This is a genomic window from Pseudomonas sp. NBRC 111123, assembly GCF_001320205.1.
Classification (GTDB): domain Bacteria; phylum Pseudomonadota; class Gammaproteobacteria; order Pseudomonadales; family Pseudomonadaceae; genus Aquipseudomonas; species Aquipseudomonas putida_J.
Map to the genome: position 1 here is coordinate 213,376 of NZ_BCAZ01000002.1, position 17,615 is coordinate 230,990.

Below are 17,615 nucleotides of genomic sequence, written 5' to 3' on the forward strand. Positions count from 1 at the left end.
CTTGTAGGAGCGGCCTTGTGTCGCGAAAGGGCTGCAAAGCAGCCCCATCAATCGATGCCCTGACGCTGAAATCCTGGGGCTGCTGCGCAGCCCTTTCGCGACACAAGGCCGCTCCTACAGAAGCGTTCGCGGATGGGCTCAGAGGGCGAACGGCAGGTGCAATGCTACTTGCTGGCGCTGCGCCAGGCGCACCTCGAACTCGCTCGGGTCATGGATCATCACGTCCATCCCGGCAAACGATTCTGCAGCAATCAGGCGCGACAGCCAGAAGCGCACGCAGCCTACTCGCAACATCTCTGGCCACAGCTCGGCTTCGGCAGCGGTAAACGGCCGCAGCGCCGCGTAAGCTGCCAGCAACGCCTGGGCCCGCGGCACATCGATCGCACCGTGTTCATCCAGGCACCAGTCGTTCACGGTGATGGCGATGTCATACAGCATCGGCCCGGAACAGGCGTTGTAGAAGTCGATGACACCGGTCAGGTGGGTGCCTTCGAACATCACGTTGTCGCGGAACAGGTCGGCATGCAGGTTGGCCCGTGGCAAGGCCAGGATCTGCGCCTTGTGCGCGGTGATCTCGTCCAGCGCAGGCTGCAGCAGTGCGGCCTGCTCGGTGCTCAGGCGTGGCAACAGTTCGGCACCCGATGCCAGCATCCAGTCCAGGCCGCGGTCGGTGCGGCGCTCGATGATGCGCTCGCGGGTGGCCAGGTGAATGTGCGCCAGCAGCTCGCCAACCTGGGCGCAGTGCTGAGCGTTAGGCGCCTTGATGTGCTTGCCCGACAACCGTGGCTGCAGCAGTGCCGGCTTGCCGCACAGCTCGCGCAGGGCGTTGCCGTCACGGTCGCGCAGGGCATAGGGCACCGGCATGTCGGCGCCGTGCAGCACGTCGAGCAGTTCGATGAAGAACGGCATGTCCTCGACCGGGCCGCGCTCGACCAGCGTCAGGACGAACTCCCCCCGTTCGAGGCTGACGAAGAAGTTGCTGTTTTCGGTACCGGCGGCAATGCCCTGGAAGTCGAGCAGACGGCCCAGCTCGTACGGCGCCAGAAAGGTTTCCAGCTCAGGCCGGGTCACGGGGGTGAAGACTGACATGATGAAAAAAAGCCCATACGGGCACTTCCGCCGGGAAGTGCCGGGTTGATGTGAACGGTGCGCGCGTCAGATTACCACTCGAAGATCTTCCAGGACGGGATCAGCATGTCCGGTTGGTCGGAACGAATGAAATTGGCATCAGTGCCATCGGCGCGGACCAGGAAATACGGCTTGCCGTTTTTCGGCGTGATCTTGATTGCATACAGGAAGCCGTTCTGCCGGTATTCCTGGATGGTTTTGTCGCCTTCCGTGCGAATGGTCACCTCGGGATCGGCCGAGGGGGCGTCTTCCGCCGCCAGGGTGACGACCGGCATGGTTGCCAACAGGCCGAGCAGTAACAGGCGATTGAGTGTACGCATGATAACCTAGTCCCTTTGTCGTCATTGATCCGGCTATTCTAGCTCCGGACCCGCCGAAAAGGTTGATTCTGCTCATGAGCCAAGCGCCCCTCGTCCTGGTGGACGGTTCCTCCTACCTCTACCGCGCCTTCCATGCGCTGCCGCCGCTGACCACTTCCAAGGGCATGCCGACCGGCGCGGTCAAGGGTGTGCTGAACATGCTCAAGAGCCTGCGCAAGCAATACCCCGACAGCCTGTTCGCCGTGGTCTTCGACGCCAAGGGCGGGACGTTCCGGGATGCCATGTTCGCCGAGTACAAGGCCAACCGCCCGAGCATGCCCGATGACCTGCGGGTGCAGGTCGAGCCCTTGCACGCCAGCGTGCGGGCGCTGGGTTACCCGCTGCTGTGTGTCGAAGGCGTCGAGGCCGATGATGTGATCGGCACCCTGGCGCGCAGCAGTGCGGCGCAGGGCCGCGCGGTGATCATCTCGACCGGCGACAAGGACATGGCGCAGCTGGTAGACGGCCATGTGACCCTGGTCAACACCATGACCGGCAGTGTGCTGGACATCGCTGGCGTGCATGAGAAGTTCGGCGTCGGCCCTGAGCACATCATCGACTTCCTCGCCCTGATGGGCGACAAGGTCGACAACATCCCGGGCGTACCCGGCGTGGGTGAAAAGACCGCTGTTGGGCTGCTGACCGGAATCGGCGGTGGCCTGAGCGACCTGTACGCCAACCTCGACAAGGTTCCGGGGCTGGCCATCCGTGGCGCCAAGACCCTGGCCGCAAAGCTCGAAGAGCACCGCGACGCTGCGTTCCTGTCCTATGAGCTGGCCACCATCAAGTGCGATGTGCCGCTGGATGTGGAAGTCGAAGCGTTGGTCTGCGGCGAGCCTGACCGCGAGGCGCTGCTTGCGTTGTACACCGAGATGGAGTTCAAGAGCTGGATTGCCGATGTGCAGCGCGATGCGGCCAAGGCCGGCGATGCCGTCACGGCGGTCGAAGAGCCGGCCGCCAAGGTCGAGCCCAAGTACGAGACCATTCTCGACCAGGCGCGCTTCGACGCGTGGCTGCAGAAGCTGCGCCAGGCGCCACTGTTTGCTTTCGACACCGAGACCACCAGCCTGGACGCCCAGCAGGCGCAGCTGGTTGGCCTGTCATTCGCCGTCGAGCCCAATGAAGCTGCCTATGTGCCGCTGGCCCATGACTATGAAGGCGCCCCGGCCCAATTGGACCGTGAGGCTGTGCTGCTGGCGCTGAAACCACTGCTGGAAGACCCGGCCAAGGCCAAGGTCGGGCAGAACGCCAAGTACGACATCAACATCCTTGCCAACAACTCGCCAGCCATCGAGATGCGTGGCGTCGCTTACGACACCATGCTCGAGTCGTACGTACTCAATTCCACCGCCACCCGTCACGACATGGACAGCCTGGCGCTGAAATACCTCGACCACGCCACCATTGCCTTCGAGGACATCGCCGGCAAGGGCGCCAAGCAGCTGACCTTCAACCAGATCAACCTGGACAAGGCCGGCCCTTACGCCGCCGAGGATGCCGACATCACTCTGCGTCTGCACCACGCACTGCAGGCACGCCTGGCGCAGACGCCGAGCGTGCAGACGGTGCTGATGGACATCGAAATGCCGCTGGTGCCGGTGCTGGCCAAGATCGAACGCCAGGGCGCGTTGGTCGATGCAGCGTTGCTGCAGGTGCAAAGCGGTGAGCTGGGCGTAAAGATGGCCGAGCTGGAGCAGCGCGCCTACGCGCTGGCCGGCGAGGAGTTCAACCTCGGCTCGCCCAAGCAGTTGGGGGCGATTCTGTATGACAAACTGGGCATGCCGGTACTGAGCAAGACTGCCAAGGGCCAGCCTTCCACCGCCGAGGCAGTGCTCGACGAGCTTGCCGAGCAAGGCTACCCGCTGCCCGAGGTGCTGATGCAGTACCGCAGCCTCAGCAAGCTCAAGAGCACCTACACCGACAAGCTGCCAGGGCAGATCAACCCGCGTACCGGGCGTATCCACACTTCCTACCAACAGGCCGTGGCTGCCACCGGTCGCCTGTCGTCGAGCGACCCGAACCTGCAGAACATTCCGATCCGCACCGCCGAGGGCCGGCGCATTCGCCAGGCCTTCGTTGCCAGCCCCGGCTACAAGCTGCTGGCGGCGGACTATTCGCAGATCGAACTGCGCATCATGGCCCACCTGGCCAAGGACGAAGGGCTGCTGCACGCCTTCCGCAATGATCTGGACGTGCACCGTGCCACTGCTGCGGAAGTGTTCGGCGTGGCGCTGGAAGAGGTCACCACCGAGCAGCGTCGCAGCGCCAAGGCGATCAATTTCGGCCTGATCTACGGCATGAGTGCGTTCGGCCTGGCCAAGCAGATTGGCGTCGACCGCAAGCAGTCGCAGGATTACATCGACCGCTACTTCGCCCGCTACCCGGGCGTGCTGGCCTACATGGAGCGCACCCGCGCCCAGGCCGCGGAGCAAGGCTTCGTCGAAACCTTGTTCGGCCGCCGGCTGTACCTGCCGGACATCAACGCCAAGAACCCGGCCCTGCGCAAGGGCGCCGAGCGCACCGCGATCAACGCGCCGATGCAGGGCACTGCCGCGGATATCATCAAGCGCGCCATGGTCAACGTCGACAACTGGCTGAACGAGAGCGGCCTGGACGCGCGCGTGATCCTGCAAGTACACGACGAACTGGTGCTGGAAGTACGTGAAGACCTGGTCGACCAGGTGAAAGATGAAATTCGCACGCACATGAGCAACGCCGCGCAGCTGGATGTTCCGCTGGTGGTCGAAGCAGGTGTTGGTTCGAATTGGGACGAAGCTCACTGATTGAGCCAGGAAAGGTGTGTAGGATCTGCGACGTAGTGACGCGGATCCTGGCATGGCTCGATGCCACTCGTTCGGGGGTTTCATGAAACTATCGAAAATAGTTTTGAGGGCTCCGGAACTAAACCGGTGAAGCGGAACTCAGAGTAACTGAATGGCTGGTGAAGCCTTTCGATGCTCCTATGTTGTGTTAAGTGTTGGCAGATACCTGGACCCCGCCCTAGCGGTCCAGACTTGAACCCCGAACTTCCCCCTCCCCATACGAAGTCCGGGGTTTTTTTTGCCCGGAATTTGCCTTGCAGGCTCTATCACCCCTTCCGTAGGAGCGGCCTTGTGTCGCCAAAGGGGCGCGCAGCGGCCCCAGGGTGCCAGCTTCATAGCAAAAATTGCCGGGGCTGCTGCGCAGCCCTTTCGCGACACAAGGCCGCTCCCACAAGAGCGGCGCTGTTGAGGCCATCAAACAGCGGGCTTGTCTTCCAGTTCCATCCAGTCCGCCAGCACCCGATAGGCCTCTTCCAGGCCCAGGCGTTTGGGCGCCGAGAACAGCTGGATGGTCACGCCATCACCCCAGCCCTTGCGGATTTCCGACTGCACCTTGAGCAGGGTGTTCTTGCCGGCACCGTGGGTCAGCTTGTCAGCCTTGGTCAGCAGGATGTGCATCGGCATGCCGCTGGCCTTGGCCCAGTCGAGCATCATCTTGTCGAAATCGGTCATCGGGTGGCGGGTATCCATCATCAGGATCACCCCGCGCAGGCACTCGCGGCTGCCGAGGTACGCCTCCAGGTGCTTCTGCCAATGCTGCTTGAGCGGAATCGGGACTTTTGCATATCCGTAGCCCGGCAGGTCGACCAAACGCCGTTCATCGTCCAGACTGAAGAAATTCAACAGCTGGGTGCGCCCTGGGGTTTTCGAGGTACGCGCCAGGCTGGCATGAGTCAGGGTATTGAGGGCGCTGGATTTGCCGGCGTTGGAGCGGCCGGCGAAAGCCACCTCGTAACCCTGGTCGTCCGGGCATTGTTCGACCTTGGCAGCGCTGAGGGCGAATTTGGCTTTCTGGCAGAGGCCGAGGATGGGGTTCTTGACTTGCATGGGATATCCGATGTGGGTGTTGCCAAAGCCTAGGCCGGCAAGCGGTGTCGTTTCCGTTTGGATGGCGGAAGTATATAATGCCCCAGTTTTTGTGTGCTCATTCTCCCAGCGAAGGGGAATGTGCATGGGGTGTCGAACAATAGCTCGCGCATCAGAACGCAGCGCGTCCCCCAACCCTGTCAGGTCGTTTCGCATGGCGAAATGGCTGCTAGCTGTCGGTATGTTCCTGCCGTTTTTCAGCGCACAGGCTACACAGGATCCCGAGGCGTTGTACAACCGCACGTGTGCGGCCTGTCACGCCGGGCAGTTGCCACAGGCACCCAAGAAGGGTGACCCGGCAGCTTGGGAGCCAAGGCTGGCGCAAGGCATGGAGCAACTGGTGGTGCATGTTACCCAGGGTTTCAAGGCTATGCCGCCGCGTGGATTGTGCATGGACTGCAGTGCCGAGGACTACCGTTTGGTCATCCTTTGGATGAGCGGCAGTCCCGATACATAACATTTCACCCTTAGCCGTGTTGGATTAGCTGATGAACAAACTAGTCGTGAGTCTGCTGTTGACCCTGGGTGTCGCAGGTGCGGCCACTGCTGCAGAACCCATCAAAGGCGATGCCGCCGCTGGCCAGGCCAAGACAGCCGTCTGTGGTGCCTGCCACAACCCTGACGGCAACAGCCTGGCGCCGAACTTCCCGAAACTGGCCGGCCAGGGCCAGCGCTATCTGGAAAAACAATTGCACGACATCAAGTCGGGCAAGCGCACCGTGCTGGAAATGACCGGCATGCTGGCCAACTTCAGCGACCAGGACCTGGCCGATATCGCCGCCTGGTTCGCCAGCCAGAAGGGTAGCGTCGGTGCCGCCGATCCCAAGCTGGTCGAACGCGGCCGCGCGCTGTTCAATGGCGGCAACCTGGAAAAAGGCATGCCCGCCTGTACTGGCTGCCACTCGCCCAATGGTGCGGGTATCGCCCTCGCCGGCTTCCCGCACCTGGGCGGCCAGCATTCGCAGTACGTGACCAAACAGCTCACCGACTTCCGTGAGGGCAACCGCACCAATGACGGCGACGCGATGACCATGCGCACCATCGCCGGCAAGCTGAGCAACCACGAGATCGAAGCACTGGCCAGCTACATCCAGGGCCTGCATTAACATTCGGTTAATGCTGCAACGCTAAAGATGAAAGGGCGGCGCGGACCGCCCTTTTTTCTGTCCGCAGCCGTTACACTACAGAACTCGGGCCCTTCGCCGCCGGTCTCAGCACAGGTCGCGTCGAGGCGACCAATGAATGCTCAGGAGTAAAGCATGCGTAAACTGATTCTCAGCGCCGCGCTGGTCGCTGCCAGCGTCTTCGGTATGACTGCCGTTCAGGCTGCGGAGCCTGCCACCGCCGGCAAGGAATACATCGAGCTGAGCAACCCTGTTCCGGTATCCCAGCCAGGCAAGATCGAAGTGGTCGAGCTGTTCTGGTACGGCTGCCCCCACTGCTACCACTTCGAGCCGACTATCAACCCGTGGGTCGACAAGCTGCCCAAGGACGTCAACTTCAAGCGCGTACCGGCCATGTTCGGCGGCCCATGGGACGCTCACGGCCAGATGTTCCTGACCCTCGAAGCCATGGGCGTCGAGCAGAAGGTTCATGCCGCAGTCTTCGACGCCATCCAGAACCAGCGCAAGCGCCTGACCGACCCGAAAGACATGGCCGACTTCCTCGCCACCCAGGGCGTCGACAAGGACAAGTTCCTCGCCACCTTCAACTCGTTCGCCATCAAGGGCCAGGTCAACCAGGCCAAGGAGCTGGCGAAGAAGTACGAAATCACCGGCGTACCGAGCATGGTGGTCAACGGCAAGTACCGCTTCGACCTGGGCACCGCTGGCGGGCCGGAAGGCGTGCTGAACGTCGCCGACCAACTGATCGCCAAGGAGCGCGCCGCTAAGTAAGCGGCGTATCCCATGCCCCGCTTCAGAAGCACGCGCGGCATTGGCCTGCACCAGCCGCAGGTCAACGAGCATCACCTGCAGGCCCCTGGCCTGCCTGAGGATGGTCGTCTGCGGCTGCTCAGCTTCAACATCCAGGTGGGCATCAGTACCGAGCGCTACCGGCATTACCTGACCCGTAGCTGGCAGCACCTCTTGCCGCACACGGGGCGGGCCAGCAACCTGCAGAAAATCGGCCAGTTGCTCAGTGATTTCGACCTGGTGGCCCTGCAGGAGGCCGATGGCGGCAGCTTGCGCTCAGGCTACGTCAATCAGGTGGAGCACCTCGCCCAGCTGGGCTCTTTCCCCTACTGGTACCAGCAGCTCAATCGCAACCTCGGGCGTTTCGCCCAGCACAGCAATGGCGTGCTCAGCCGCCTGAAGCCGCAACTCCTCGAAGACCACCCGCTGCCTGGCCCAGCCGGCCGTGGCGCGATCCTGGTGCGTTTCGGTGAGGGTGAGGATGCGCTGATCGTGGTCATGATGCACCTGGCCTTGGGGGCCAAGACGCGCGCACTGCAACTGGCCTACATCCGTGAGCTGATTGGCGGCTACCGCCATCAGGTGCTCATGGGGGACATGAATACTCACGCTACCGACCTGCTTGAACACTCGCCCCTGCGCGACCTGGGCCTGATCGCCCCCCAGGTTGAAGCCACCTTCCCCAGCTGGCGCCCGCAGCGCTGCCTGGATCACATCCTGCTCAGCCCGAGCCTGACCCTGGAACGGGTCGAGGTACTGGCACAGCCGATTTCCGACCATCTTCCCGTTGCGGTAGAGATCCGATTGCCTGATGCACTGACTGTGGATACGCTGCCGGTCTTGAGCTAGATCAGCTAAAGCGCGGCAAGCCCTCAAGTGTTCGAGGGGCCCGCCGACAGCGTGTAATTACACAGCCCACAGATGCATTACCCATCGCGGATCCAGGCATGACCGAAGAAGCCGAGCGCTGGAAAGAAAAATACCTTAAAAGCATCGAACAGCAGGAAAAACTCGAGCGTCGCTGGGACGCGCGTCTCGACCTGTTGCGCCGTGGCCTGGTGCGAAGCACCCTGGCGGCTGAAGGCAGTGACAAGGTCGTCGACCAGTGCATGAAGGAAATGCGCGAAGTCATCCGCAGCGACAACATGGACGCCGGCCTTGCCGGCCTGATTCCGCGCTTGGAAAAGGCGGTGCTGGACTCCGAACAGCGCCGGGAAACCCGCATGAATCAGGTCAGTGATGCCCTGAATGCGCTGGTTACCCAGCTTCAAGCGTTGCCGTTGCCAGGTGACGTTGCACGGCCTCTGAAAAAACTGGCAAAAAAGCTCGATGGCGGTGTTGCTCAGTCACGTGAGCTGCCACCCTTGCTGGGTGAACTCAGTGGGCTTCAAGGCCGCGCCCTTTCTTCCCTCAGCAAGGCGGATGACGAGGCCCGGCCGGGGTTGCTGCAGCGCCTGTTCGGTAACCGCGATAACCAACCGCAGGTAGAAGACGCTGTAGCTGCACAAGCTCAGCCGGAAATCGCCCTCGCCGCAGCCCAACCGCAACCGGATGGGCCTGTACTGGTGGACTTGCCGCCGCGTGATGTGGACGAGCTGCAACCTCTGCCGACGGCGGTGGCTGCCCCGATGCCTGAAGAGGATGCTGATACAGCCGAGCCAGAGGTGCTCGCAGAGCCCCATACGGTTGAACAAGAAGATCATCCGCAGGCCGTGCAACAGCCTGAGCCTGAGCTTGAGCCTGAGCCTGAGTCCGTGCCAGACGAGCCTGCCGAAGTGCAGGAGTCGCCTGAGCAGCCGGCGGCCCAAGTGCCAGCGACACTTGAAGAAGTGTACGGTGAGGACGGCCCCTACTCCCTTCCCGATGCGGTAGAGCCGCCCTACAGCCAGGTCGCTGCACACATCGAGCAGACCCTGATCGGCCTGCTGGACGACCTCAGCCTGCCGGAACGCCACAAGGCCCAGGCCCTGGAGATGCGCGAGCGGGTGGCACGCGGGCTGAACTGGTATGAACTGATACCGGTCCTCGATGACCTGGCCGTGCTCATGCTGGCGATCACCGACAGCGGGCAGCACGAATTCGAGACTTACCTGCAGCAGCTCAACGAACGCCTCGAAACCTTCCAGAGCCACCTGCACGAAGCCAGTGCGGGTCATGCCGACAACAGTTCCGCTGCGCGCGAACTGGACAGCCAGCTGCGCGAACAGGTGGATGGCCTGCAAAGCAGTGTGCAGGGCGCAGCCGATGTGGACAGCTTGAAGCACATTCTGGAAAACCGCCTGGAAGGGCTGCTTGGCACCATGGACGAGCACCAGCATGAGCGTGATCACCGCGAGCAGGAGCTTGCCGGCCGCCTGCAGGGCCTGGCCGAGCGGGTGGCCAGCATGGAGCAGGAGGCACTGGGCTATCGCGAGCACCTGGAAGAACAGCGGCAAAAGGCGCTGATCGATCCGTTGACCGGTTTGCCCAACCGTGCGGCCTGGACCGAGCGGGTCGAGCAGGAAATGATCGACTGGCAGGAGCACGGTGGCCATCTGGCCATGGCAATTCTCGACCTGGATCACTTCAAGCGCATCAACGACAGCTACGGCCACCTGGCTGGCGACAAGGTACTGAAAATCGTTGCCGACCAGTTGCGCAAACGCATGCGCGCACGTGATTTCATTGCCCGGTTCGGCGGCGAAGAGTTCGTGCTGTTGCTGCCGCAGACATCGCCGGCAGCCGCTGCTCAAGTTGCCGAAGTGCTGCGCGCGGCGATCGAGGCCTGCCCGTTCCATTTCAAGGGCGAACGTGTGGTCATCACCACATCCATCGGTTTGAGTACCTTCCGTTCTGGCGAGCGTGGCGACCAGGTGCTAAAGCGCGCCGATGCCGCCTTGTACCGGGCCAAGGAGCACGGCCGTAACCGTGTGGAACAAAGCTGAGCGAGTGGCCTGCACGCGCATACGTTATGCTATTGCGTTACTGCCTGATTACCTTGGCCTCCTACATGAAAGCGCTATTTTCTGCATTGCTGCTGATGGTGCTGGCCGGTTGCTCGACCGGCCTGCGCATCGACCGCAGCCACCCTTCCGCCAACCAGGACAACCGTATCCAGTTCGTCGTCCTGCATTACACCAACGCCTCGCTGGAGCGTTCGCTGGCATTGCTGACCCATGGCGAGGTCAGCGCCCATTACCTGATCGGTGACGGCCCTGGCACGGTCTACCAGCTGGTCGACGAGAACCGCCGCGCCTGGCATGCAGGTGACAGTCAGTGGCAGGGGCGCACCTGGCTTAATTCCAGCTCCATTGGTATCGAAATCGTCAACCCGGGCTTCGACGAAACCGCCAATGGACGTGTCTGGTACCCCTACAGCGAGGCACAGATCCAGTCGTTGATCGCGTTGCTCAAGGACATCGTCAAACGCAACAACATCGAGCCGCGGCACATCATCGGTCACAGCGACATTGCCCCCTCGCGCAAGCTCGACCCAGGCCCGCTGTTCCCCTGGAAGCGCCTGGCGGATGCAGGCCTGGGTGTCTGGCCCGAGCCCACTGCCGTCGCCCGTCAGCAGGCTTACTTCAACGTCAATCCACCGACCATCGGCTGGTACCAGCAGGAGCTGGCGCGCTTTGGCTATGCCATCGAGCAGACCGGGCAGCTCGATGTAGCCACGCGGCACGTCATCGCAGCCTTCCAGATGCACTTCCGTCCGCAGCGTTTTGACGGCATGCCGGACGCGCAGACTGCGGCGATGCTGTCGGTGCTCAACCGCATGCGCTAAGGCGAATTGCATTCGGGCGCCAAACGGCAAAGCCGATTCTCATTCCAGTTGCTATACCTTGTTAATCAACTGGATGCTGCCCATGTCTGCCCTGATTTCTGCGCTGCGCCAATTTTTTTACCGCCCCTGGATGCTGGCCTCCTTGGCAGCATTGGCCAGCGCCGCAGTATTGCTGACCGCCAGCATCGGTATCGCGCTGCAGCAGATGAAGGAAAGCGAGAGCGCGCAGATGAACGCCCAGGGCGAGCGCTTTCTCGACCGCCTGGAGCAGGTGTTCGGCCAGCTGCGCGAGGGCGTGGACGAACTGCAGGCGCAATCGCTGCGCGGCTGCAGCCCGGCGATGATTTCGGTGTTGCAGCAGGTTGGCCTGGGGTCGCGCTTCATCTATGAAGCGGCTTATGTAGATGCCAATGTCGCCTGCTCCAACCGGGGGGGAGCAAGGGCCTTCGTGCCAACCCGAGCGCCGGATATCCAGGGCCCGACCTACAGCTACTGGCTCAATACAACCACTGAACCCAACGAAAACCTCGCCGCCTTGATGCTCGCCCGGGGTAATTTCCTGGTTTCCACCTCACGCGGGCACCTGACCGATGTGGTCGACCTGCCACCGGGCGGCAGCTTGCTGGTGGTGCTGGATAACGGCACCCGCGCTATTCCCGTGCTGGGCCCGCCCCAGGCCTGGCCGCCGACCAGTGGTTGGCCACCTCCCAGCCAGAAGTCCTTGTTCGAGCTGCGTGATCGGCTGGTCTATCGCATGCCGACCAAGTCGCCTGACTATCAGCTGGTGCTGATCGCTCCGCGGGCCAGCCTGCCGTTGCGCATGAACGGCATGCTCTGGCTGCTGTTCCCCGGCAGTGTGCTGGCGGCGTGCTGCATTGGCTGGCTGGTGTTGCAGCTGATCCTGCAGCGGCGTTCGATGAGTTCCGAGCTACAGAATGCCCTGCGCCGGGGCGAGCTGCAGGTGCTGTACCAGCCGATCATCGAGCTCGACAGCCGTCGCTGTGTCGGTGCCGAGGCCCTGGTGCGTTGGCGGCGCCCGGACGGATCGCTGACCAGCCCGGACTTGTTCATCCCCTTGGCGGAAAACACCGGGCAGATCCGGCAGATCACCGATTTTGTACTGCAACGGGTGCTGGAGCAGTTGGGCCAGCTGCTGCGTTCGCATCGCAACCTTTATATCTCGGTGAACCTGGCCGCCTGCGATGTGATGGTGCCGCGCATTGGCCGGGTGGCGGCGCGGCTGCTGGCGCTGCACCGCGTCGCGGCCAGCCAGATTGCCTTTGAAGTCACCGAGCGAGGCTTGATCGACGTGGTAGTGGCGCGGGACAACCTGCAAGCCCTGCGTGCGGTCGGGCACCAGGTGCTGATCGACGATTTCGGTACGGGCTATTGCAGCCTGGCCTATCTGCAGACCTTGCCGGTGGACTGCCTGAAGATCGACAAGGCGTTCATTGATGCCCTGGGGCACGACGCTGCCAGCAGCGGTGTGGCGCCTCACATCATTCGCATGGCCCATGACCTGCATCTGCGGGTAATTGCCGAGGGCATCGAGTGCGAGGCGCAGGCGGTGCTGCTCAACAGCGAAGGGGTGAACTATGGGCAGGGCTGGCTGTTCGCCCATCCGCTCAATGCCCGGCAATTCGCCGAACTGGTGACCCGCGGGCGGCAGCCACGGCGGGCGCGGATCGATGATGAGCCCTGAGCGCAGACGGCGTCAGACCGGCAGGGCCATATAGAACTGAGTGCCCTGCCCCGGGCGAGAAAACACGCCCATGCGCCCGCCATGCAACTGCACGATCTCCTTGCACAGTGCCAGCCCCAACCCAGCGCCGCCTTTCTTGCGGCCAACCTGCACGAACGGTTCGAAGATCCGCCCCTGCTGGCCATAGGCGATGCCCTCACCATTGTCCTCGACACTGATGATCACCCGCTCCGCGTGTCGCCGTGCATGCAGGCGGATACGGCCGCCATTGGCGGTATGGCGAATGGCGTTGTGCAGCAGGTTGTCCAGTACCCGGTCGAGTTGAGCAATGTCGGCCTGGATGCGTGGCAGCGGCGGTTCCAGCGCCTTGATCAGTTCGATCTGCTTGTTTGCGGCCTGTTCGCCAAAGCGCAGCTGAGCCCTGTCCAGCAATTCGTCGATGGCGCATGGGGCAAGCTCAAGCTTCTGCAGGCCGCTCTGGTAGCGTGAGAAGTTCAGCAGGTCGTTGATCAGCTGGGTCAGGCGCTGCATTTCCTCGCCGATGGTTTCCAGCAGATCGCTTTCGCGAGCCTCGGGCGGGAACTTCAGCCGCTCGCGCAACAGGCCGAATGCCATGTGCATACCGGTCACCGGGGTGCGCAACTCATGCGAGGCACGAAGCACGAACTCGCTGCGTACGCGCTCGAAGGCGCGTTGCTCGGTCACATCGTGCAGCACCATCACCGCGCCCAGAATCGGCCCTTGCGGATGGCTGACTGGGGTCAGGCTGTAAGTCAGCAGGCGGGATTCTTCATCGACCTCGATGCTCAGGTCGTCCGGTGGCCGATCCAGGCTGCCGCCACGCAGTACCTGACGCAGTTGATGCTCCAGTTCTGGGCGCTGCAGGGCTTCGGCCAGGCCACTACCGACGCGGCTGTTGTTCCAGCCAAGCTGCCGTTGAGCAACTGGGTTGAGGTGCTCGAGGTGCCCTTGGCGATCGATGATCAGCAAGCCATCGTCGATGCTGTCGAGTACGGCTTGCAGGCGCTGCTGACCAGCCAACAGCTCATCGACGTTGGTTGCCTGGTGCTTGCGCAGAGCATCAGCCATCAATCCAAAGCGGCGGGTCAGCTGGTTGAGCTCGATGGCCTGTGTGACCGGCAAGGTGATTTCGAAATCACCTTGGCCGAGTTGGTCGGCAGCCTTGGCCAGGGCTTCGATAGGCTGCCCGAAGCGGCGGGCGATATTGTGGGCGGTGACGAAGCCGAGCACCAGCACCACCAGCCCCATCAGGCCCAGCACGCCACTGACCAACAAGGCACGGTCACGGGTGTACTCTTCGCTTCGGGTGATTTGATCGAGGGCCTGCTTGTGCGAGTCGACCAGGTCAGTGCGCACCTGGTTGAAAGCCGCGCCCAGTGGTTGTTCCACACCCATGCTGCGGGCCGGCGCCGGGCTGTTGCGGTAGGCCTGCAGGAAGGCCTGGTAGTTACTGCTGGCTTTGCTGAACCCGGAGCGCTCGCCGCCTTGCGCCAGGCCTTGGTTGAGCAGCGCCTGGAAGTTGTCCTGCAAGGCGCGCAAGTCTTCCGGGGCGGTGCCCTCGTCCAGCAGCAGTGTCAGTTGCTCGCCGAGGTTTTGCCGCAGTTTCAGGCCCACTTCCAGCGCGTGTGTGGTCTCGCGCACTGATTGCTGCTGCACCGTGGCCATCTGCAGCACGCTGACCAACCCCAGCAGCAGGCCCAGCAGGGCCACGGTCACCAAGGCCGAGATGCTGAGGAAGAGCCGCGTGCGCAGCCTCATCGGCAGCCTCACAGGTTGTACTGCTTGCGCTTGCGGTAGAGCGTGGACGCGTCGATACCGAGGGTCTTGGCGGCCTGGTCGAGGGTATCGCTGGCGGCAAGTACCGCGCCGATGTGAGCGCGCTCCAGTTCATCCAGGCTCATGGCCGCGCCTACCCGGGGTGCATTGCTGGTGGGTTGTTCGCCCATCCCCAGGTGGGTGATCTCGACGCGTTCCTGCGGGCAGATGATGCTGGCGCGCTCGATCACGTTACGCAGTTCGCGGATGTTGCCCGGCCAGCGATAGTTGAGCAGCGCGCTGCGCGCCTCGTCGCTGAAACCACGGGCCGGGCGGGCGTATTCCTTGACGAAGCGGGCCAGGAAGCGGTCGGCCAGGGTCAGGATGTCCTCGCTGCGCTCGCGCAGCGGCGGCAGGTGAAGGGTAATGACATTGAGGCGGTACAACAGGTCTTCGCGGAAGCGGTTCTCGCGCACCATGTCGTCCAGGTTGAGGTTGGTCGCCGCAAGAATGCGCACGTCGGCGCGGCGGGTGACCGGGTCGCCGACTCGCTCGTATTCCTTGTCCTGAATGAAGCGCAGCAGCTTGGGCTGCAATGTCAGGGGGAAATCGCCAATTTCATCGAGAAACAGTGTGCCGCCATCCGCCTGGTTGACGCGCCCCAGCGTGCTTTCACTGGCACCGGTAAAAGCCCCGCGGGTGTGGCCGAAGAGTTCACTCTCCATCAGCTCGGCATTCAGCGACGGGCAGTTGATGGTCACACAGGCCTTGCGCGCCCGCTTGCTCCAGCCGTGGATGGCGCGGGCCAGTTCGCCCTTGCCTGTGCCCGACTCGCCGAGGATGAGGATGTTGGCATCGGTGGTGGCCACCTGGCGGGCAGTTTCGAGCACGGCCATCATCGCCGGGCTGTGTGAATCGAGGCCGTCCTTGGGCTTGCGCACTTCGCCTTCGAGGGCTTCAAGACGCGCCGAGAGCTGGCGAACTTCAAGTTGCTTGGCAGTTGCCAGGCGCAACTGGTCAGGGCTGCAAGGTTTGACCAGGTAATCGGCGGCGCCGGCCTGGATGGCATCGACCGCGGTGTCGATCGCCGAATGCGCGGTGACGATCACCACCCGCATCCACGGTGCCTGAACGCGCATTTGCGCCAGTACGTCGAGGCCATTGTCCTCGCCCAAGCGCAGGTCGAGGAAGCACAGGTCGAACACCTGGCGCTGCAGCAAGGCGTCGGCCTGCGCGGCGCTGTTGGCCGTGGCCACGCTGTAGCCTTCGTCTTCAAGGCAGTAGCGGAAGGTGCGCAGGATCGCGGACTCGTCATCCACCAGCAGAATGCGGCCTTGGTTGTCCTGGGCTGGTTCCATTTCCTGCGCTCCTTCGGATAGTTCTTTAATTAGTGTGGGAAAAATCGGGCAAGTTGCACGGTCAATTGTGAAGGATTCGGCCCTTTGCATGCTAGCCAATGGCCAATTTGTGCCGTAACGCTGGATTTCCCGCTGCTTGGCTTAGAGCACCACGCTGGCACATTGGTTGCGATGATTTTCAGCTTTTGCCAACTATAAGGAGGTACACCCGTGTCCCCTACCATCCGCCTGGCCGTGTTGGCGGCCGCCCTGCTGTCCGTTTGCACACCTGCGTCTGCCGACCCTGTTCAGGACGCTCGCCTGGAGGGCTCGCTGCAAACGGCGCTAGCGCTCAACCGGATGCTCAATCCATTTCGCATCAAGGTCGAGGTCGAAGGCCCGCGGGCACGCCTTTGCGGTGAAGTCGAGAATGACGTCGAACGCCAGCTGGCCGAGCATGTAGCACTGGCCACGCGAGGTATCGAGCAGGTCGATAACCAGTTGCGGGTCAACGCCGAGCTGGTCGAGCGCCCGCTGGAGCTGCGTGCTTATGCCCAGCGGCTGGAAGATGCGACCTTGGCTGCCGTGATCCGTGCTCGGTTGCTGTGGAGCAAAACCACGGAAAAAGCGCCGATCGAGGTGCAAAGCAGTGAAGGCGTGGTGACGTTGCGTGGCAAGGTCGACAGTGCCGAGGCCAAGGAATTGGCCGGCGTGGTGGCGCGCACCAGCGACGGCGTGCACCTGGTCAACAATCTGGTCAGCCTGGATTCTGCCGCCATGGCCAAAGCGAGGGAAAACCCGTCAGGCCTCACCCGTGGACCGCAGCCGAGCGACAGCTGGGTGGTCGACAAGATTCAGACCAGCTTCCGCTTCAGCCGCAATCTGGACGGGCTGAATATCAAGGTGGCGAGTGAGCAAGGCATGGTTCGGCTTACTGGTGAGGTTGTCAGCAGCGAACAGAAGACCATCGCTGTGGATATCGCCCGGGAGATCATCGGCGTGCGGGGTGTAGACGCCGATCTGCTGAAAGTGGCGACCAAGGTTGAGGGCTGAATCGTGCAATTCGCACGACGCCAGTGAGGGCATCGTGCAGGATACGCGTTCAACCATTAATCATTATGCTTTTAACTTATTGATTTATAAGGATTTTATTTAAATTGAAAGGCTGGCATGCAGGCTGCAATTACCTGTTCAGGTTTGAATAGAAAAATTACAGCAGGAGAAGCCGGCATGAACCGCCCATCCGTCAAACGCTCGCTGAATGCCGCACTGCCCGCGCACCAGTTTCTGTTGCTCGGAATGGCGTTGCTGCTGACCTTGGCCGCTGGCCTCTTTTACTACAGCTGGCAGACCGCGCGCCTTGCCGATCAGGTCGCAGCGCAGACCGCGCTGCTGACGCAGATTCAGGTGACCCGCGCCAACACGCTGGTAAATACCGCCGAACCTGCCGGGCAGCGGCCTACCGGCAATACCTCGCCGGCAACTGTGGATAACGTCGTGCCCCAGCAGCGCTGGGTGTTCTGAGACGCCGGACCGATTTCAAAAAAGAAAGGAGAAGCATCATGCTGAGTTGGGCTATCACTTTCCTAATCATCGCCATTGTCGCCGCAGTGCTTGGCTTCGGTGGTATCGCTGGCGCCGCTACAGGTATTGCGAAGATCCTGTTCATTGTCTTCCTGGTCCTGTTCGTAGCTTCCTTCTTCTTTGGACGTGGTCGAGGTTGAAG

16 protein-coding genes are annotated in these 17,615 nt (G+C 62.4%); 11 read left to right on the plus strand and 5 right to left on the minus strand.

Features of this window, described 5'->3' with window-relative positions:
• Positions 1–138: 138 nt before the first annotated feature.
• Complete coding sequence (locus APH27_RS02225) at positions 139–1,089, minus strand: homoserine kinase (RefSeq protein ID WP_060483862.1); 951 nt, start codon at positions 1,087–1,089, stop codon at positions 139–141.
• Between the two features lie 71 nt (positions 1,090–1,160).
• A complete protein-coding gene (locus tag APH27_RS02230; RefSeq protein ID WP_027917186.1) occupies positions 1,161–1,448 on the minus strand; it encodes a DUF2782 domain-containing protein in 288 nt (95 codons plus the stop codon).
• 74 nt (positions 1,449–1,522) lie between these two features.
• Here APH27_RS02230 and polA point away from each other — a divergent pair, with 74 nt between their 5' ends.
• Entirely contained in the window at positions 1,523–4,270 is a 2,748-nt protein-coding gene (polA, locus tag APH27_RS02235) for a DNA polymerase I (RefSeq protein WP_027917187.1), read from the plus strand.
• Between the two features lie 453 nt (positions 4,271–4,723).
• On the opposite strand, the gene yihA is transcribed toward polA, so the two are convergent.
• Positions 4,724–5,356: a ribosome biogenesis GTP-binding protein YihA/YsxC gene (yihA, locus tag APH27_RS02240; RefSeq protein ID WP_027917188.1), complete on the minus strand. Its 633-nt coding sequence runs from the start codon at positions 5,354–5,356 to the stop codon at positions 4,724–4,726.
• A 193-nt stretch (positions 5,357–5,549) separates the two neighbouring features.
• Here yihA and APH27_RS02245 point away from each other — a divergent pair, with 193 nt between their 5' ends.
• The 7 genes from APH27_RS02245 (at position 5,550) to APH27_RS02275 (ending at position 12,776) form a co-directional block, all read left to right on the plus strand.
• Positions 5,550–5,852 (plus strand): cytochrome c5 family protein, encoded by a 303-nt coding sequence (locus APH27_RS02245; protein ID WP_027917189.1) that lies wholly within the window; start codon positions 5,550–5,552, stop codon positions 5,850–5,852.
• 31 nt (positions 5,853–5,883) lie between these two features.
• Positions 5,884–6,501, plus strand: coding sequence for a cytochrome c (locus APH27_RS02250; protein WP_027917190.1), 618 nt, complete (start codon positions 5,884–5,886; stop codon positions 6,499–6,501).
• A gap of 153 nt (positions 6,502–6,654) precedes the next feature.
• On the plus strand, positions 6,655–7,290 hold the full coding sequence (dsbA, locus tag APH27_RS02255; protein WP_027917191.1) for a thiol:disulfide interchange protein DsbA: 636 nt from the start codon (positions 6,655–6,657) through the stop codon (positions 7,288–7,290).
• Between the two features lie 12 nt (positions 7,291–7,302).
• The gene (locus tag APH27_RS02260) at positions 7,303–8,157 is read left to right on the plus strand and encodes an endonuclease/exonuclease/phosphatase family protein (RefSeq protein ID WP_027917192.1); all 855 of its coding nucleotides are present in this window, start codon (positions 7,303–7,305) and stop codon (positions 8,155–8,157) included.
• Between the two features lie 98 nt (positions 8,158–8,255).
• Entirely contained in the window at positions 8,256–10,232 is a 1,977-nt protein-coding gene (locus tag APH27_RS02265; RefSeq protein WP_060483863.1) for a GGDEF domain-containing protein, read from the plus strand.
• A 65-nt stretch (positions 10,233–10,297) separates the two neighbouring features.
• Entirely contained in the window at positions 10,298–11,074 is a 777-nt protein-coding gene (locus APH27_RS02270) for an N-acetylmuramoyl-L-alanine amidase (protein WP_027917194.1), read from the plus strand.
• Positions 11,075–11,156: 82 nt separating this feature from the next.
• Entirely contained in the window at positions 11,157–12,776 is a 1,620-nt protein-coding gene (locus tag APH27_RS02275; RefSeq protein ID WP_027917195.1) for an EAL domain-containing protein, read from the plus strand.
• A gap of 12 nt (positions 12,777–12,788) precedes the next feature.
• Here the strand turns inward: APH27_RS02275 and APH27_RS02280 are convergent, their stop codons facing one another.
• Entirely contained in the window at positions 12,789–14,555 is a 1,767-nt protein-coding gene (locus APH27_RS02280; protein ID WP_060483864.1) for a KinB sensor domain-containing domain, read from the minus strand.
• A gap of 8 nt (positions 14,556–14,563) precedes the next feature.
• Positions 14,564–15,910, minus strand: coding sequence for a sigma-54-dependent response regulator transcription factor AlgB (gene algB, locus APH27_RS02285; RefSeq protein ID WP_060483865.1), 1,347 nt, complete (start codon positions 15,908–15,910; stop codon positions 14,564–14,566).
• A 210-nt stretch (positions 15,911–16,120) separates the two neighbouring features.
• Here algB and APH27_RS02290 point away from each other — a divergent pair, with 210 nt between their 5' ends.
• The 3 genes from APH27_RS02290 (at position 16,121) to APH27_RS25535 (ending at position 17,613) form a co-directional block, all read left to right on the plus strand.
• The gene (locus APH27_RS02290; RefSeq protein WP_060483866.1) at positions 16,121–16,942 is read left to right on the plus strand and encodes a BON domain-containing protein; all 822 of its coding nucleotides are present in this window, start codon (positions 16,121–16,123) and stop codon (positions 16,940–16,942) included.
• A gap of 177 nt (positions 16,943–17,119) precedes the next feature.
• The gene (locus tag APH27_RS02295) at positions 17,120–17,413 is read left to right on the plus strand and encodes a hypothetical protein (RefSeq protein WP_060483867.1); all 294 of its coding nucleotides are present in this window, start codon (positions 17,120–17,122) and stop codon (positions 17,411–17,413) included.
• A 38-nt stretch (positions 17,414–17,451) separates the two neighbouring features.
• The gene (locus APH27_RS25535) at positions 17,452–17,613 is read left to right on the plus strand and encodes a DUF1328 domain-containing protein (RefSeq protein ID WP_003252966.1); all 162 of its coding nucleotides are present in this window, start codon (positions 17,452–17,454) and stop codon (positions 17,611–17,613) included.
• The last annotated feature ends 2 nt before the right edge of the window (positions 17,614–17,615 follow it).

What these genes read in the sequence shown, in the direction of transcription:
- APH27_RS02225 (WP_060483862.1), bottom strand. Translation starts at nt 1,089, where the DNA reads ATGTCAGTCTTCACCCCCGTGACCCGGCCTGAGCTGGAAACCTTTCTG.
- APH27_RS02230 (WP_027917186.1), bottom strand. Translation starts at nt 1,448, where the DNA reads ATGCGTACACTCAATCGCCTGTTACTGCTCGGCCTGTTGGCAACCATG.
- polA (WP_027917187.1), top strand. Translation starts at nt 1,523, where the DNA reads ATGAGCCAAGCGCCCCTCGTCCTGGTGGACGGTTCCTCCTACCTCTAC.
- yihA (WP_027917188.1), bottom strand. Translation starts at nt 5,356, where the DNA reads ATGCAAGTCAAGAACCCCATCCTCGGCCTCTGCCAGAAAGCCAAATTC.
- APH27_RS02245 (WP_027917189.1), top strand. Translation starts at nt 5,550, where the DNA reads ATGGCGAAATGGCTGCTAGCTGTCGGTATGTTCCTGCCGTTTTTCAGC.
- APH27_RS02250 (WP_027917190.1), top strand. Translation starts at nt 5,884, where the DNA reads ATGAACAAACTAGTCGTGAGTCTGCTGTTGACCCTGGGTGTCGCAGGT.
- dsbA (WP_027917191.1), top strand. Translation starts at nt 6,655, where the DNA reads ATGCGTAAACTGATTCTCAGCGCCGCGCTGGTCGCTGCCAGCGTCTTC.
- APH27_RS02260 (WP_027917192.1), top strand. Translation starts at nt 7,303, where the DNA reads ATGCCCCGCTTCAGAAGCACGCGCGGCATTGGCCTGCACCAGCCGCAG.
- APH27_RS02265 (WP_060483863.1), top strand. Translation starts at nt 8,256, where the DNA reads ATGACCGAAGAAGCCGAGCGCTGGAAAGAAAAATACCTTAAAAGCATC.
- APH27_RS02270 (WP_027917194.1), top strand. Translation starts at nt 10,298, where the DNA reads ATGAAAGCGCTATTTTCTGCATTGCTGCTGATGGTGCTGGCCGGTTGC.
- APH27_RS02275 (WP_027917195.1), top strand. Translation starts at nt 11,157, where the DNA reads ATGTCTGCCCTGATTTCTGCGCTGCGCCAATTTTTTTACCGCCCCTGG.
- APH27_RS02280 (WP_060483864.1), bottom strand. Translation starts at nt 14,555, where the DNA reads ATGAGGCTGCGCACGCGGCTCTTCCTCAGCATCTCGGCCTTGGTGACC.
- algB (WP_060483865.1), bottom strand. Translation starts at nt 15,910, where the DNA reads ATGGAACCAGCCCAGGACAACCAAGGCCGCATTCTGCTGGTGGATGAC.
- APH27_RS02295 (WP_060483867.1), top strand. Translation starts at nt 17,120, where the DNA reads ATGAACCGCCCATCCGTCAAACGCTCGCTGAATGCCGCACTGCCCGCG.
- APH27_RS25535 (WP_003252966.1), top strand. Translation starts at nt 17,452, where the DNA reads ATGCTGAGTTGGGCTATCACTTTCCTAATCATCGCCATTGTCGCCGCA.